Annotated in this window: 16 protein-coding genes; 5 read left to right on the top strand and 11 right to left on the bottom strand. The window is 71.5% G+C overall.

Annotation, left to right across the window (positions count from 1 at the left end; translation table 11 throughout):
- Nucleotides 1-36: 36 nt before the first annotated feature.
- Both glnA (BCL65_RS16250) and BCL65_RS16245 read left to right on the top strand, forming a co-directional pair.
- The gene (glnA, locus tag BCL65_RS16250) at nucleotides 37-1,374 is read left to right on the top strand and encodes a type I glutamate--ammonia ligase (protein ID WP_106269570.1); all 1,338 of its coding nucleotides are present in this window, start codon (nucleotides 37-39) and stop codon (nucleotides 1,372-1,374) included.
- Nucleotides 1,375-1,409: 35 nt separating this feature from the next.
- The gene (locus tag BCL65_RS16245; RefSeq protein ID WP_106269569.1) at nucleotides 1,410-4,556 is read left to right on the top strand and encodes a bifunctional [glutamine synthetase] adenylyltransferase/[glutamine synthetase]-adenylyl-L-tyrosine phosphorylase; all 3,147 of its coding nucleotides are present in this window, start codon (nucleotides 1,410-1,412) and stop codon (nucleotides 4,554-4,556) included.
- Between the two features lie 12 nt (nucleotides 4,557-4,568).
- Here BCL65_RS16245 and BCL65_RS16240 read toward each other — a convergent pair whose 3' ends face one another.
- From BCL65_RS16240 to BCL65_RS16215, 6 genes are all read right to left on the bottom strand, one after another.
- Entirely contained in the window at nucleotides 4,569-5,282 is a 714-nt protein-coding gene (locus BCL65_RS16240; RefSeq protein WP_106269568.1) for an ABC transporter permease subunit, read from the bottom strand.
- Nucleotides 5,283-5,290: 8 nt separating this feature from the next.
- A complete protein-coding gene (locus BCL65_RS16235; RefSeq protein ID WP_106269567.1) occupies nucleotides 5,291-6,202 on the bottom strand; it encodes an ABC transporter ATP-binding protein in 912 nt (303 codons plus the stop codon).
- Nucleotides 6,202-7,107, bottom strand: a complete 906-nt coding sequence (locus BCL65_RS16230; RefSeq protein ID WP_106269566.1) for a hypothetical protein — start codon at nucleotides 7,105-7,107, stop codon at nucleotides 6,202-6,204. The genes BCL65_RS16235 and BCL65_RS16230 overlap by 1 nt, the downstream gene beginning before the upstream one ends.
- Nucleotides 7,094-8,008, bottom strand: coding sequence for an ABC transporter ATP-binding protein (locus tag BCL65_RS16225; RefSeq protein WP_106269565.1), 915 nt, complete (start codon nucleotides 8,006-8,008; stop codon nucleotides 7,094-7,096). The genes BCL65_RS16230 and BCL65_RS16225 overlap by 14 nt, the downstream gene beginning before the upstream one ends.
- Before the next feature lie 63 nt (nucleotides 8,009-8,071).
- The gene (locus BCL65_RS16220; RefSeq protein WP_106269564.1) at nucleotides 8,072-8,851 is read right to left on the bottom strand and encodes a DUF429 domain-containing protein; all 780 of its coding nucleotides are present in this window, start codon (nucleotides 8,849-8,851) and stop codon (nucleotides 8,072-8,074) included.
- Nucleotides 8,852-8,861: 10 nt separating this feature from the next.
- Entirely contained in the window at nucleotides 8,862-9,164 is a 303-nt protein-coding gene (locus BCL65_RS16215; RefSeq protein WP_106269563.1) for a helix-turn-helix transcriptional regulator, read from the bottom strand.
- A 68-nt stretch (nucleotides 9,165-9,232) separates the two neighbouring features.
- Here BCL65_RS16215 and map point away from each other — a divergent pair, with 68 nt between their 5' ends.
- Together map and BCL65_RS16205 are read left to right on the top strand one after the other, a co-directional pair.
- On the top strand, nucleotides 9,233-10,012 hold the full coding sequence (map, locus tag BCL65_RS16210) for a type I methionyl aminopeptidase (protein WP_106269562.1): 780 nt from the start codon (nucleotides 9,233-9,235) through the stop codon (nucleotides 10,010-10,012).
- 176 nt (nucleotides 10,013-10,188) lie between these two features.
- On the top strand, nucleotides 10,189-10,620 hold the full coding sequence (locus BCL65_RS16205; protein ID WP_219885672.1) for a DUF7144 family membrane protein: 432 nt from the start codon (nucleotides 10,189-10,191) through the stop codon (nucleotides 10,618-10,620).
- 164 nt (nucleotides 10,621-10,784) lie between these two features.
- On the opposite strand, the gene glnA (BCL65_RS16200) is transcribed toward BCL65_RS16205, so the two are convergent.
- Entirely contained in the window at nucleotides 10,785-12,209 is a 1,425-nt protein-coding gene (gene glnA / locus BCL65_RS16200) for a type I glutamate--ammonia ligase (RefSeq protein ID WP_106269560.1), read from the bottom strand.
- 134 nt (nucleotides 12,210-12,343) lie between these two features.
- Between glnA (BCL65_RS16200) and BCL65_RS16195 the strand changes: the two genes are divergently transcribed.
- Nucleotides 12,344-12,790, top strand: a complete 447-nt coding sequence (locus BCL65_RS16195) for an RDD family protein (RefSeq protein ID WP_106269559.1) — start codon at nucleotides 12,344-12,346, stop codon at nucleotides 12,788-12,790.
- 45 nt (nucleotides 12,791-12,835) lie between these two features.
- On the opposite strand, the gene BCL65_RS16190 is transcribed toward BCL65_RS16195, so the two are convergent.
- The 4 genes from BCL65_RS16190 to BCL65_RS16175 are packed head-to-tail and all read right to left on the bottom strand — an operon-like array spanning nucleotide 12,836 to nucleotide 15,779.
- Nucleotides 12,836-13,570 carry a DUF4191 domain-containing protein gene (locus tag BCL65_RS16190; protein ID WP_106269558.1) on the bottom strand — a complete coding sequence of 245 codons (735 nt, stop codon included), beginning with the start codon at nucleotides 13,568-13,570 and terminating at the stop codon, nucleotides 12,836-12,838.
- Between the two features lie 11 nt (nucleotides 13,571-13,581).
- Nucleotides 13,582-14,592: a lipoyl synthase gene (lipA, locus tag BCL65_RS16185; RefSeq protein WP_106269557.1), complete on the bottom strand. Its 1,011-nt coding sequence runs from the start codon at nucleotides 14,590-14,592 to the stop codon at nucleotides 13,582-13,584.
- A gap of 26 nt (nucleotides 14,593-14,618) precedes the next feature.
- A complete protein-coding gene (gene lipB, locus BCL65_RS16180; RefSeq protein ID WP_106269556.1) occupies nucleotides 14,619-15,311 on the bottom strand; it encodes a lipoyl(octanoyl) transferase LipB in 693 nt (230 codons plus the stop codon).
- Nucleotides 15,312-15,320: 9 nt separating this feature from the next.
- Entirely contained in the window at nucleotides 15,321-15,779 is a 459-nt protein-coding gene (locus BCL65_RS16175) for a MarR family winged helix-turn-helix transcriptional regulator (RefSeq protein ID WP_243401126.1), read from the bottom strand.
- Nucleotides 15,780-15,791 lie beyond the last annotated feature (12 nt).

The following is a 15,791-nucleotide window of genomic DNA, read 5'->3' as shown; positions in this document are numbered from 1 at the left end:
CACCCACGGTTAACAGGTATCGGGCAGGATGGGGTCATGGACAGGCAGCAGGAGTTTGTGCTCCGCACGGTCGAGGAGCGCGACATCCGCTTCATCCGTCTCTGGTTCACCGACGTGCTGGGGGTGCTCAAGTCCGTCGCGGTCGCCCCGGCGGAGCTCGAGCAGGCCTTCATCGAGGGCATCGGGTTCGACGGCAGCTCGATCGAGGGGCTGACACGGGTCTACGAGGCGGACATGATCGCCAAGCCCGATCCGACGACGTTCCAGGTGCTGCCCTGGCGCGGCGAGCGGCACGGCACCGGCCGGATGTTCTGCGACATCCTCACGCCCGAGGGCGAGCCGTCCCTGGCGGACTCGCGCAACGTCCTCAAGCGTCAGCTCGCCAAGGCGAGCGACAAGGGCTTCACGTTCTACACCCACCCCGAGGTCGAGTTCTACCTGTTCAACCAGATGTCGGCGGCCGACCAGCCGCTCGTCCCGGTCGACAACGGCGGCTACTTCGACCACCTCGCCCGCGGCAGCACGCACGACTTCCGCCGTGCCGCGATCACGATGCTCGAGTCGATGGGCATCTCGGTGGAGTTCTCCCACCACGAGGCCGGTCCCGGCCAGAACGAGATCGACCTGCGCTACGCCGACGCGCTCACCACGGCCGACAACCTCATGACGTTCCGCACGGTGGTCAAGGAGGTGGCGCTCGAGCAGGGCGTCTTCGCCTCCTTCATGCCCAAGCCGTTGGCCGACAAGCCGGGCTCGGGCATGCACACCCACATGTCGCTGTTCGAGGAGGACCACAACGCCTTCCACGAGCCCGGTGCGCAGTTCGAGCTGTCCAAGACGGGCCGGCAGTTCATCGCGGGGCTGCTCGTGCACGCGGGTGAGATCACGGCCGTGACGAACCAGCACGTGAACTCGTACAAGCGCCTCTGGGGCGGTGCCGAGGCCCCCAGCTACATCTGCTGGGGCCACAACAACCGCTCGGCCCTGGTGCGCGTGCCGATGTACAAGCCGGGCAAGGGCAACTCGTCGCGGGTGGAGTACCGCGCGCTGGACTCCGCCGCGAACCCGTACCTCGCCTTCGCCGTGCTGCTCGCCGCCGGTCTCAAGGGCATCGAGGAGGGCTACGACCTGCCCGAGGCCACCGAGGACGACGTGTGGGAGCTCACGGGGTCCGAGCGCCGGGCGCTCGGCATCGCACCGCTGCCCGACTCGCTCGACGAGGCGGTCGAGCTCATGGAGTCGTCCGAGCTCGTGGCCGAGACCCTCGGCGAGCACGTCTTCGACTACGTCCTGCGGAACAAGCGCAACGAGTGGGACGCCTACCGCGCGCAGGTCACGCCGTACGAACTGCAGACGTCGCTGCAGTTCCTCTGAGCCGCGGTGGGGAACGGTGCGGCTAGGGTCGACCCGTGAGCTCGACGACGTCCGGCACCGGTAGACGCGAGACCCTGACCCGGAGGCTGCTCCGGGCAGGTTTCGCCGACCTGACACGCTCGTCCTCCCTGTGGGCCGACGACGCGCTCCAGCAGCGGTTGCGGCCGGACGACGGCGAGTCCTTGCTGCAGGCGCTCGGGGCCACGGCCGACCCGGACCTCGCGCTGCTGCAGCTGGTCCGGCTCGCCGCCGCGCCGGGCGCAGGGGACCGCATGGACAGTCTGCTGGCGGCCGACGCCTCGACACCGGCGGGACTCACCCGCGCGCGTCTCCTGGCGGTGCTCGGTGCGTCCTCGGCGCTGGGTGACGAGATCGTGCGGCGGCCGGAGCTCCTTGACGTCCTGGCCGACGAGGAGCCGAGCACCGGTGCCGACCCGGCCCAGGTTCGCGCGGAGATGCTGCGTGCCGTCGGGGCGGACCCCGCCGCCGAGGTGCCCGTCGCCGCAGCCGACCCGACCCCCGGCACCGACGAGACGCCGTCGTGGGCGGACACCGACGCCCGCACCGCCACCGATGCGCTGCGACGGGCCTACCGGGCGCGCCTGCTGCGCATCGCCGCGACCGACCTGACGGCGGCCGACCCGCTGGTCGTGCTCCCGGGCGTCGCCGCGGCGCTGTCGGACCTGGCCTCGGCCGCCCTGGAAGGGGCGCTCGCCGTCGCCCGGGCACAGCTGCCGGACCATGGAGCCGGCGTGCGCCTCGCCGTGATCGGCATGGGCAAGACCGGCGGCCGCGAGCTCAACTACGTCTCCGACGTCGACGTCGTGTACGTGTGCGAGCCCGCGCTGGCCTCGGACGGCACGCCCGCCATGGAGGAGTCGGCGGCCATGCGGGTGGGCACGCAGCTCGCCTCCCGCCTGCAGAAGGTGTGCGCCGGGACGTCGGTCGAGCCGTCGCTGTGGGAGGTGGACGCCGCACTGCGGCCCGAGGGCAAGAACGGGCCGCTGGTGCGCTCGCTCGAGAGTCACCTGGCCTACTACGAGCGCTGGGCCGAGACGTGGGAGTTCCAGGCCCTGCTCAAGGCGCGGCACGTCGCGGGCGACGTCGAGCTCGGTGCCGCCTACCGCGACGCCGTCGACCCGTTCGTGTGGGCGGCCGTGAACCGCGACCACTTCGTGGAGGACGCGCAGGCGATGCGCCGTCGCGTCGAGCAGAACGTCCCGGTCGCCGAGTCCGACCGGCAGATCAAGCTCGGCAAGGGCGGTCTGCGCGACGTCGAGTTCACCGTCCAGCTCCTCCAGCTCGTGCACGGTCGCGCGGCCGAGGGCATCCGCGCGGCCAACACCTTCGCGGCCCTGGACGCGCTCGCGCACGCAGGGTTCGTCGGCCGCGAGCACGCGGCACGCATGGGGGAGTGCTACCGGTTCCTGCGTTCCCTCGAGCACCGGGTCCAGCTCTTCCGCCTGCGGCGGACGCACCTGCTGCCCACCTCCGAGGAAGACCTGCGCCGGCTCGCCCGCTCGCTGGGCATGCGCGGCCAGGGCGCCGACGACCTGATGCGTCGCTGGCGCGACACCCGTCGCGAGGTCCGTGCCCTGCACGAGGCCGTCTTCTACCGACCGCTGCTGCCGGCCTGGGCCCAGCTGTCGGACGACGAATTGTCGCTCGCGCCCGACGCCGCCCGCGCCCGGTTCGCCGCCGTCGGCTACCGCGACCCCGACGGCGCGATGCGCCATGTCGTGGCGCTCACCGAGGGCACCTCCCGGCGCGCAGCCCTGCAGCGCCAGCTGCTACCGGTCATGCTCGGCTGGTTCGCCGAGGGCGCGGACCCCGACGCCGGCCTCCTGGCCTTCCGCAAGCTCTCCGAGAGCCTCGGGGCGACCCCCTGGTACCTGCGGCTGCTGCGGGACTCGGGCAACGCCGCCTACCACCTGGCGCACCTGCTTGCCTCCTCGCGGTACCTGGCCGACGCCCTGGCCAGGTCGCCGGAGTCGGTGCAGTGGCTCGCCGACACGTCACGGTTGGAGCCGCGCGGGCCGGAGCGGCTCGCCGCCGAGGCCGACGCCGTCCTCACCCGCTCCGAGGATCCCGGCCCCGCGGCGACCAAGCTGCGTGCCCTGCGCCGCCGCGAGCTGGCCCGTACCGGTGCCGGCGAGGTGCTGGGCGTCCTCGACCCCGTGCGCGCGCAGGCCGCCATCTCCGACGCGGCGGACATGGTGCTGCTGGGCGGGATGCGCGTGGCCCAGTACTCGGCCCGCTCGGAGATGGGGCTCGGACCCGACCCTGCCGCCAACCCCACCCGCATGCTCGTCGTGGCGATGGGTCGCCTCGGTGGCCGCGAGATGGGGTACGGGTCGGACGCCGACGTGATGTTCGTGCACGACCCGGTGCCCGGCGCCGACACCAAGCAGGCCCAGGACTTCGCCCTGCGCACGGCGCGGACCCTGCAGAAGATGCTCTCCGCCGTCGGCCCCGAGCCGAACCTGCCCGTCGACGCGGACCTGCGCCCCGAGGGGCGTCAGGGGCCGCTGGTACGCACCTTCGACTCGTACGCCGAGTACTACGAGCGGTGGATCGACGTCTGGGAGCAGCAGGCGCTGCTCCGGGCGCGGCCGGTCGCCGGAGCGCTCGGCGGTGACGCCGACCTCGCGCGACGGTTCACCGAGATGGTCGCCCGGTACCGCTACCCGGCCGGCGGACTGGCCGAACCGGCGTCGCGGGAGGTCCGCCGCATCAAGGCGCGGGTCGAGGCCGAGCGGCTGCCGCGGGGCGCCGACCCCACACGACACCTCAAGCTCGGCCGCGGCGGGGTCTCCGACGTCGAGTGGGCGGTACAGCTCCTGCAGCTCCAGCACGCCCACGAGGTGCCGGCGCTCCGCGTCACGGAGACCGTCGCCGCGCTCGACGCCGCGGAGGCGGCCGGGTTGCTCGACGAGCTCGACGCGGAGTGGTTGCGCGAGGGCTGGGTGCTGGCCTCACGCCTGCGGTCCGCGCTGGTGCTGTGGTCCGGGAAGGTCGGCGGGCCGCGTGGCGACGTGCTGCCCGCCGACGCGTGGGCGTTGTCCGGGCTGGCGAACCTCCTGGGCGACGTCGGGACCGGCGGCGAGCTCGAGGAGCTCTACCTGCGCACGTCCCGCAGGGCCCGGACCGTCATGGAGCGGGTGGTCTACGGCGAGGAGTGAGCCGGCGCGCTGTCATTCCTCCGAGGTCAGGGTGAGGGCGTTGAGGCGGCTGCCCGCGTACCAGGTCGCGGCGACGAACCCGCCGACGATCAGGCCGTAGGCGAGTCCGAGACCGACGTCGGCCGTGACCAGGCCGGACGGCGCGATGGACTCGGTGACCGACAGCGCCCACTGCTGCACGCTGAGGTTCCGCGCGCCCGGCACGAAGCTGCCGACCAGGCTCTCCCAGATCAGCGCGTACACCAGGCCGATGATGACCGCGTGCCGGGTGACGATGGTGAGCAGCAGGAAGAGCACGCTGTACACCGCTCCGGCCGCCAGGGCACCGGCGCCGAATGCGAGCACGGTGCGGGGGCCGGCGCCGAGCACGGCTGCGGCCAGCATCGTCGGGACGACGGCGAGCGCGACGACCGCCCCGACCGCGACCAGCAGCTTGCTCTGCACGATGGTGTGCCGGGAGACGGGCTTGGCGAGCAGGTGGACGATCGAGCCGTCGTCGATCTCCGGGGCGATCGCGCCGGTGCCCACGATGAGGCCGAACAGCGGCAGGAACGTGGAGAAGGCGACGGCGCGCAGCAGCGCGGCGGCGTCGGCCTCCGAGACGGGGGCGAGCAGGCGGGTGGCCACCGCGATCACGACGAGCAGCAGCGCCAAGGCGCCGAGCAGCCACAGGCGTCGGCCGCCCAGCATGCCCTGGGCGGTCAGGCGGACGATGGTGCGGTTCACGATGGCTCCTAGTTCTCGACGAGGTAGGAGAACACGCTCTCCAACGACTCGTCCGCGGGCGAGACCTCGAACAGGCGGACGTCCGCGTCGCGGGCGACCCGGGGGAGCAGCTCGGCGAAGCGGAGGAACTCCCGGGCCTGGACCCGCAGCACCCCGTCCTCGAGGCTGACGCCGGCGGTCGACGCGTCCGCCACGAGCGCGGAGGCGAGGGCCCGGTCGTCGCTCGAGGCGATGGTGTACTGGTGCGGGCGGTCGGTCATCAGCCGGCGGATCTCGCGGTAGTCTCCCGACGCGGCGTACCGGCCCGCGACGACCACCTCGATCTGGTGCGCGAGCTGCTCCACCTCCTCGAGGATGTGCGAGCTGAACAGCACCGTGCGGCCCTCGGCACCCATGCGCCGCAGCAGCTCGATCAGGTGCAGCCGCTGGCGCGGGTCCATCCCGTTGAACGGTTCGTCCAGCAGCAGCACCTGCGGGTCGTGCACCAGCGCGGAGGCCATCTTGACCCGCTGCTTCATCCCCTTGGAGTACTCGCCGATCTTGCGGTCCTGCGCCTGCTGCATGGCGACCGTCTCCAGCGCGCGCTGCGCGGCGGCGCCGGCGTCGGGCAGACCGTGCAGCTCGGCGCTCGCCACGACGAGCTGGCGTCCCGTGAGGAAGTCGTAGGTGGCCTCCCGCTCGGTGACGATGCCGAGGGCACGGTAGACCTCCGGGTTCTTCCACGTGGCCGCGCCGTCGAGCGTGACCGCGCCGGCCGACGGCGGCAGGAACCCGGCGAGCATGTTGATGAGGGTGGACTTGCCGGCGCCGTTCGGTCCCAGCAGCCCGGTGATCCCCGGACCGATTGACATCGTGACGTCGTTGACCGCGACGACGTTGCCGAACCAGCGCGAGCACGTGTCGATCGTGAGGGTGGCCATCAGACCTTCACCTTCCGGTAGCGGCGGGTCAGCGCCCAGTAGGTCAGGGCGACCACTCCCAGCGTCACGACGAGGAACACGAGCCCGGCGAGGTCGCTCGGCGGCCCGGCCGGCGTCGACGCCGTCACGCCGAACGCCCAGACCTGCACGCCGTCGACCAGCGTCATGGGGGAGAAGAGGCCGATCCACCCGGCCGCGGCCGAGTTGTCGGCGTCGAACGCGACCACGCCCTGGAGGCTGGAGACGATCGAGTAGCTGAGCGCCAGCACGGTGACGATCGCGGCGATGCCGAACCCGCGGCGTGAGGTGAAGGAGGCGATGAGCACCGAGAGGCTCGCCAGCACGGCGGAGAACAGCACCGCACCCAGCAGCGCCTGGGCGACGTCGACAGACTCGCGCCCGGCGTCGAATCCCGCGGCCAGCGAGCCGAGGTAGAGCACGACCAGCGGGACGGCGAGCAGGATGAGCACCGCCGTCGTCATCGCGGCGAGCTTCGCCCGGACGTAGTCGACGCGTTCGAGCGGCCGTGCCAGGTAGAGCGGCAGCGAGTGGAACCGCAGGTCCAGCGACACCGCCTGCGGTGCCGCCACCGCGACGAAGATCGCCAGCGCCGCCTGCATGATCATCGCATACCGGGTGTACGGCACCACCGGGGCGTCGAGCTGACCCATGTTCGCCCCGACGACGGCCACGACGGCGAGCACGACCGCCGGCAGCAGCAGGACGACGAACATGCCGATCGGCACGACCTTGGACCGCGCCGCGCGGCCGAGGCCGAAGGCGCCGCGCAGGCTGTGGGTGTACAGCCCGAGCGTGATCGCTCGGCGGGTCAGGCGCTCGCCGTCGTAGCCCCGGTAGCCGATGTTGTGGATGACGCCTGTCGGCGAGCCGTCAGCGTGCGACACGGGTGGCCTCCTCGTCGAACACCTCGGCGATGTGGTGGCGCCGGGGCTCCAGGCGGACCAGCCCGAGCCCGTGGTCCGCGACGACGTCGCGCACCAGGTCGTACGTCTCGTCGCCGGCGAGCTCCACCAGCAGCAGCAGCCCGTCCCGGGTGACCTCCAGGCCCGCGGCGCGCAGCGCGGCGAGCGCCGTGGCGGGCTCCGCGACGACCTCGAGCGCGAGCTGCGCGCTGGACCGGGTGAAGTCGGCGACCGACGACGACCGCAGGAGCGTGCCACCGTCGATGATGACGACGTTGTCGCAGATCCGCTCCAGCTCGCCGAGCAGGTGCGACGTGACGAGCACCGAGATCCCGAAGTCGGTGTAGATGCGCCGCACCAGCGCGAGCATCTCGTCGCGGCCGGCGGGGTCCAGGCCGTTGGTGGGCTCGTCGAGGAACACCACGTCCGGGTCGTGCACCAGGGCCTGCGCCAGCTTGACCCGCTGCTTCATGCCGGTGGAGTACCCGCCGATCGGCCGGTAGCGCTCCTCGTAGAGCCCGACGTGCCGCAGCGTGTCGGCGGCACGTTCGCGGGCCGCCGACGTCGGCAGCCCGGACATGCGCGCCAGGTGGACCACGAGCTCGGTGGCGGAGACGTCGCCGGGCAGGCAGTCGTGCTCGGGCATGTAGCCCACGCGGCTGCGCAGGGCGAGGCCTTCGGTGTCGATGTCGTGCCCGAGGACGCGCGCGCCGCCCGACGTCGCGCCCGTCAGCCCCAGGAGGATCTTGATGAGCGTCGACTTGCCGGCGCCGTTGGCGCCGACCAGCCCGGTGACGCCGTCACCGACGTCGATGGACAGCGACTCCAGGGCGGTGACACCCGGATATCGCTTGGTGAGTCGTTCCGTGGAGATGACTGGCACGGGCCTCACGCTAGCGATGCGGGCCGGCGGCGGATAGCCCTTCGGGCGCGGACCAGGGACTTCTCAGGGTGAACCCTGACGAGGTCGAGCCGGCGGGACGAGCGGCGGGTCGTCCGACAGGCCGGCCGGTGGCAGCGCGATCCACCCCTCGGTGCGAGCGTCCTGGACGGCGTCGGGCGGGGCCGGCTCGCAGCGGCCGTGCAGCACGAGGCCTGCCACGAGGGCGCAGACGACGGCGTCGAGCGCGTCGTCGTGGTCGAGGCAGAAGGGTTCGTGGCCACCCAGGTCCAGCCACGGGACGGACGCGGCGAGCTCCTCGAGGAGCCTGGCCCGGACCGTCCGAGCCTCCGCCGAGCTGCCCTTGTACGTCCGGTACGGCAGCCCCCAGATCTTCAACGCCGCCGCCGGGTAGGTCTCGACCACGGCGCCCGATCCTCCGGTCCGGTCGACGACCGTCCCGGCCCGCACCAGACGGGACAGCACGGCCGCGCACCGCATGGCCGTGGCACCGATCCGCTCGGCGGAGACGCTGAGCGGCCGGACCCCGACGCGTTCGACGACGTACCGGTCCGTCGCCCGCAGCAGGAGCGGTGCCCGGCTGAGCGGCACATCGAGGTCGAGGCCGCCGTCGCGGTGCGCGACGACGTAGTCGACGAACGCCGTCGGCCAGCCCAGCGGGCAGTCGACGCCGGTCCTGTCCGCACGGTCGACCAGCGCGACGAGGTCGTCGTCGTCCGCGCCGAGTGCGACGTGCGTCAGGCGCGCTCCGTCGGCGTGCCAGTCGATCGTCGCGACGCCCGTCTTTCGCGGGTCGGTCGAGAGGTCGATGCCGCCGGACCGCATACGTGAGCGCTCAGGACGCCAGGCGCTCGCGGGCGCTGCGACCGGTGCCGGCGGGCTCGGCGTCGCGCTCGGCGCGGGTGACCTCGGCCCAGACCTCGTCGAGGGAGAGGCCGAGGACGTCGGCGATCGCCGCGATGGTCGAGAACGCCGGGGTGGCGACGCGACCGGTCTCGATCTTCCGGAGGGTCTCCGGCGAGACTCCTGCGTCCAGCGCGGTCTGGAGCATCGAGCGGTCTGCGCGGGCATGACGGAGCAGGGCGCCGAGGCGGCGCCCTCGCTCGACGTCCTCGGGGGTGAGCGGCAACCGGACCATGCTGCCGATTGTAGTACCGGGATAGTATGGCCGGGATAGTTATTGGGAGCACATGGAAGAGGCGTCGCATGATCGAGATCCTGAACCCTGCCGAGCTGGCCCGTGCGAAGCAGGCCGGCGCTCTGGTGGCGGACATCCTGCAGACGCTGAAGCGCCGGGCATCGGTCTGGACGAACCTCCTGGACATCGACCGGTGGGCGCGATCGATGATCGACGACGCCGGAGCGGTGTCGTGCTACGTCGACTACGAGCCGTCGTTCGGGCGGGGGCCGTTCGGCCACTACGTCTGCACGGCGGTCAACGACGCCGTGCTGCACGGGCGACCGCACGACGCCACGCTCCGCGACGGAGATCTGCTGACGCTCGACCTCGCCGTCCTCCTCGACGGGATCGCCGCCGACTCCGCGATCAGCTTCGTCGTCGGTGACTCGAGGCCAGCGGCGAGCATCGCGATGATCGAGACCACCGAGCGTGCGCTGGCGGCGGGCATCGCCGCGGCCCGGCCCGGGGCGCGCATCGGCGACATCTCGCACGCCATCGGCACCGTGCTGTCGGAGGCCGGGTACCCGATCAACACGGAGTTCGGCGGTCACGGGATCGGGTCGACGATGCACCAGGACCCGCACATGGCCAACACCGGCCGGCCGGGCCGCGGGTACAGGCTCCGGCCGGGCCTGCTGCTGGCGCTCGAGCCGTGGGTCATGGAGGACACCGCCGAGCTCGTCACCGACCCGGACGGCTGGACGCTGCGCAGTGCAACCGGCTCTCGGACCGCGCACAGCGAGCACACCATCGCCATCACCGACGACGGGGCGGAGATCCTCACGCTGCCGACGCCGCCCGCGTGAGGTCGACGGCATTTCACTCGATCAGCATGATTCGACGCGGGCCGGGCAGCGGTGAGATGGACGCACGACCCAAGTGCCGCCCGGGACATCGCATCGAGCGCCTCGCGTTCAGCGACGGACCCCTCGCCATGCAGACTGCCTGGTCGAGGTCGACAGCGGTGCGGGAGGGAACGGAAATGACTCAGCAAGCCATGCCGATGCCGCTGGCGGGCGACGTCGACGAGGAGCGAAGCGGTCTGGCGACCGGCTTCATCGTGTTCGCCGCCGTCATGATGATGCTGGCCGGGAGCTTCCAGGCCGTCGCCGGCCTGGTCGGGATCTTCCAGGACGACTTCTACGTCACGACCTCGAACTACCTGCTGCGGCTCGACACCACCACGTGGGGCTGGATCCACCTGCTGCTCGGCGTGCTCGTCCTGCTCGTCGGGTTCGCCGTGCTGTCCGGCAGGACGTGGGGGCGAGTCGTCGGGATCGGTCTGGCGTCCCTCAGTGCGCTGGCGAACTTCATCTTCATCCCGTACTACCCGGTGTGGTCCCTGGTGGTCATCGCCGTCGACGTCTTCGTCATCTGGGCGCTGGCCGCGCACGGGCGTCAGATGGCTCACTGACGCTCGTGGGGCTGCGGGCTGCGGGCTGCGCCCGTTCCCACCGACGTGCTGCACCGCACCGAGCAACGCAGAACGGCGGCTGACACCGCACGACGTCGGTGGACGTCCGTGCAGGTCAGCCGCCGTTCCGGCGACGGGATCAGGGGGCCCAGGAGCCCCGCCGATCAGATGTCGTAGTAGAGCTCGAACTCGTGCGGGTGCGGGCGCAGACGGATCGGGTCGATCTCGTGCGTGCGCTTGTAGTCGATCCACGTGGCGATGAGGTCCTCGGAGAAGACGTCGCCCTCGGTGAGGAAGTCGTGGTCGGCCTCGAGGTTGTCGAGGGCCTCGCCGAGGGAGGCGGGGACCTGGGCGATCTCCGCGTGCTCCTCGGGCGGCAGCTCGTAGAGGTCCTTGTCGACCGGCGCCGGCGGCTCGATGCGGTTCTTGATGCCGTCGATGCCCGCGAGGAGCTGGGCGGCGAACGCCAGGTACGGGTTGGCCGAGGGGTCCGGCACGCGGAACTCGACGCGCTTGGCCTTCGGCGAGTTGCCGGTGACCGGGATGCGGATGCACGCGGAGCGGTTGCGGGCCGAGTAGACCAGGTTGACCGGGGCCTCGTAGCCGGGCACGAGGCGGTGGTACGAGTTGGCCGACGGGTTCGTGAACGCCAGCAGCGACGGGGCGTGCTTGAGCAGGCCGCCGATGTACCAGCGGGCCATGTCGGACAGGCCGCCGTAGCCCTTCTCGTCGTAGAACAGCGGCTCGCCGTTCAGCCACAGCGACTGGTGCGAGTGCATGCCCGAGCCGTTGTCGCCGAAGATCGGCTTCGGCATGAAGGTCACGGACTTGCCGGCCTGCCAGGCGACGTTCTTGACGACGTACTTGAACTTCATCAGGTCGTCGGCGGAGTGCAGCAGGGTGTTGAACTTGTAGTTGATCTCCTGCTGGCCGGCGGTGCCCACCTCGTGGTGCGCGCGCTCGACGTCGAGACCGACCTGCGCCAGCGCGGCGCAGATGTCGTCGCGGAGGTCCGCGAACTGGTCGTTGGGCGAGACGGGGAAGTAGCCACCCTTGTAGCGGGTCTTGTACCCGAGGTTGCCACCTTCTTCCTCGCGGCCGGTGTTCCACGCGGCCTCGACGGAGTCGATCTGGTAGAAGCTCGAGTTCGCCGACGTGGCGAAGCGGACGTCGTCGAAGATGTAGAACTCGGCCTCGGGGGCGAAGAACGCGGTGTCCGCGATGCCGGTCGAGCGCAGGTACGCCTCGGCCTTGGCGGCGATCGTGCGCGGGTCGCGACCGTAGGGCTCGTCCGTGAACGGGTCCACGATCGAGAAGTTCATGATGAGCGTCTTGCGCTTGCGGAAGGGGTCGAGGTACGCCGTGGTGACGTCCGGGACCAGCTTCATGTCCGACTCGTGGATCGCCTGGAAGCCTCGGATCGAGGAGCCGTCGAACATCAGGCCCTCGGTGAAGGAGTCCTCGTCGAACTGCCCGACGGGGATGTTGAAGTGCTGCATCACGCCCGGCAGGTCGATGAACCGGACGTCGATGAACTCCACCCCCTCGTTGCGGGTGAAGGCGATTGCCTCCTCGGCATTGGTGAACATGCAGGCTCTCCTTGGTGAGACGGTGCCAGGTCGCTCGGCGCCCATGACGCTAGGGCCGCAGGGTTACCCTTGCATAGCGCGAATGTTTCGGCGGTGTTACGTGACCCTCTGGTTGCCGCGCGTAGGCTGATCACATGGCTTCACGAGGCGATCTTGGTTCCTGGTTGAACGGCGGAAACGTCCCGCCTGGTGAGACGCCGGGTCCCGACAGGCTCGGTCTGCCCTCGGCCGGGACCGGTTCGCGCGCGCCGCTGGGCCGCCGACTGGTCGCGCTGTGCCTCGACTGGGCGGTCGCCAGCGGTATCAGCTACGGCTTCTTCGCCTACGACGCGGGCGCCACGCTGGCCGTCTTCGCCGTCATGAACCTGCTCCTGGTCGCGTCCGTCGGCTCGACGATCGGGCACCGGCTGCTCGGCCTGCGGGTGCGGCGACTCGGGGTCGCCGGGGAGCACATCGTCGGTTTCGGCCGCGCCGCGGTGCGCACCGTCCTGCTCTGCCTGGTGATCCCCGCCGTCGTGTGGGACGCCGACGGCCGGGGCCTGCACGACAGAGCGGCCGGCACCGTCATCGTTCGTCGATGACCGTGCCGACCGCCGGGAGCTCGTCGGGCTCGGCGAGCCGGGGGCTCAGCGCCCGCGCATCCCCTTGCGGTCCGGACGGGCCTTCATGGGGTCGACGCCCTTGGGCACCGGGAGTCGCACCCCACCGAGCGCCTTGAGCCGCTTGCCGACCTCGGCCGCCTCGGCGCGCGTCAGCGTCTTCTTCATCCGCTGCACCTTGCGGGCGACCTTCGGCAGGGGGATCTGGTCCGGCTCGGTGCCGACCTGCAGCGTGGTGATCGGGACGTTCTGCAGCACCCGCGCCGTGCGCCGGCGCTCGTCGTCGAGCATCCGCTGCACCCGGTGCGACGGGCCCTCGGAGACCAGGACGACGCCCGGCCGACCGATGCCCCGGAACACGAGGTCCTGCTGGCGGTTGACGGCGACCGGCTCGTCCTCGAAGCTCCACCCGCCGCGCACCGTGCCGAGGGCGGCACGGACGGCGCCCGGCTGCCCCTCGATCTGGGTGTACGCGGCGCGCTCGGCCTTGCGGGTGAGGACGAACATGGCCCCCAGCAAGGAGAACGGCAGCCCGATGACGGCCGCGTAGACCGGGTGGCCGGTGAGGAACCCGATGAGCAGCGCGATCGCGAGGATGCCGCAGAAGACCGCGAGCATGATCCAGGTGACGAGGGGGTCCTGCCGCCTCGTCATCTGGTAGGCGGCCCATACCTGGTGGTACCACCGCTGCTTCTTGGGCTTCTTCTGCTTCTTCGTGGGCGCGTCGGCGGAGTCGCCGGCGCCGGACTTGGTGCGGGCCATGGTGGTTGAGTCTACTGGGCCCGAGAGGCCATCAGGCTCGCGGCCTCCTGGCGCGCGGTCGTCGGCTCGGTGAGGTGCGCCAGAGCCGCGGGCACAGCCTGCCCGCGCTGGGTCATGGCCTGGCCCCACAGCCGCCCGGCGCGGTACGAGGAACGCACGAGCGGACCGGCCATGACACCGAGGAACCCGACCGCCTCGGCGTGGTCGCTCAGCTCGACGAACTCCTCCGGGCGGACCCAGCGGTCGACCGGGTGGTGACGCAGGGAGGGCCGCAGGTACTGCGTGATGGTGATGAGGTCGCAGCCGGCGGCGTGCAGGTCCTCGAGCGCCTGCTTGACCTCGTCGATGGTCTCGCCCATGCCGAGGATCAGGTTGGACTTGGTCACCAGGCCTGCCTCGCGGGCACGGGTGAGCACCGACAGGGACCGCTCGTAGCGGAACGCGGGGCGAATCTGCTTGAAGATCCGCGGCACCGTCTCCACGTTGTGCGCGAGCACCTCGGGGCGGGAGTCGTTGACCTCGTCGAGGAGCTCGGGGATCGCGTTGAAGTCGGGGATGAGGAGCTCGACACCCGTGCCCGGGTTGAGGGCGTGGATCTGCCGGACGGTCTCGGCGTAGAGCCAGGCTCCGCCGTCGGCCAGGTCGTCCCGGGCCACACCCGTGATCGTCGAGTACTTCAGGCCCATCTCCTGGACCGACTCGGCCACGCGGCGCGGCTCGTCGGCGTCGAAGTCGGCCGGCTTGCCGGTGTCGATCTGGCAGAAGTCGCACCGGCGGGTGCACTGGTCGCCCCCGATGAGGAACGTCGCCTCCCGGTCCTCCCAGCACTCGAAGATGTTCGGACAGCCGGCCTCCTCGCACACCGTGTGCAGGCCACCGCCCTTCACGAGCCCCTTGAGCTCCTTGTACTCGGGGCCCATCACCGCCCGGGTCTTGATCCAGTCGGGCTTCTTCTCGATGGGGGTGGTGGCGTTGCGGGCCTCGACCCGCAGCATGCGGCGGCCCTCAGGTGCGATGGTCACGACGTCGGTCCCTTCGTAGACGCGACTCAGCCTACGGCGGCTGTCGTGGACGGGGGGCGGGTGTCTTGATCGGTGACCGTGAGTTCCGTCACCAGGGGTGCCAGGTGCTCGACCAGGGCCGACGCCAGGAGCGGCCGGGCCTCCTCGACGGTCACCGGCCGGCCGGCCTCGACGGACAGCGAGGTCACGTCTGCGTCGGCGATCCCGCAGGGGACGATGGTGTCGAAGGCCGTCAGGTCAGGGTCGCAGTTGAGCGCCAGGCCGTGCATGGTGACGCCCTTGGCGACGCGCGCCCCGATGGCGCACACCTTCCGCTCGCGGCGCGCGGACGCGCCGTCCGCGGCGAACCAGACGCCGGAGCGTCCGTCGACGCGGACCGTCGCCAGCCCGAGCGTGGCGCAGACGTCCATGACGGCTTCCTCGAGCGTGCGGACGTACCGGACGACGTCGACGGGGGAGCGCAGCGCGACGATGGGGTACGCGACGATCTGGCCCGGCCCGTGCCAGGTGATCTTCCCTCCACGGTCGACGTCCACGACCTCGGTGCCGTCGGTGGGGTACTCGTCGCGTCGCGTGCGCCGCCCGGCGGTGTAGACGCCGTCGTGCTCGAGCAGGTAGGTGACGCCGGGCGCGCCGCCCCGGACGGACTCGTGCGTGCGGCGCTGCAGGTCCCAGCCCTCGCGGTAGTCCGTGAGGCCGGGCAGCGTGACGACGTCCATGCGGGCAGGCTACTCCTCGGCGTCCGGCTCGCTCGCGCGCTGTGCGCGGACCATCGTGACGAGCAGCTCCCGGAGCTCCTTCGCCTGCTGCTCGTCGAGGCCGCGCAGCGCGAGGTCCTCCGCGGGCTGCCTGCGCGCGGCCTCCTGCGCGGCGGCCATCCCGGCACCGGTGACCGTCACGGTCCGCCGACGGCGGTCGCGCGGGTCCGTGCTCCGCGTGACGTAGCCGGACCGCTCGAGCCGGGCGACGACCTTGCTCATGGTCTGCTCGGTGACGCCGGAGACGGCGGCCAGCTCGCGCTGGGTGTGCGGGCCGCCCATGAGGTGCAGCAGCACGGGGAAACCGGCATGGTTGAGCTCCCAGCCGGCCAGGTGCTCGTTCCACTCGTGCTCGATGCGGCGCACGACGGTGAAGAGCAGCCGACCGGTGGGCCAGTCGGCCGGTTCGTCGCTCGTCGGGTCGGTCACTTGCCCAGGATC

Source organism: Isoptericola halotolerans (genome assembly GCF_003003075.1).
Taxonomy (GTDB): domain Bacteria; phylum Actinomycetota; class Actinomycetes; order Actinomycetales; family Cellulomonadaceae; genus Isoptericola; species Isoptericola halotolerans_A.
Note: the sequence above shows the minus strand (reverse complement) of the source record. Positions and strands in the feature narration are given on the sequence as shown.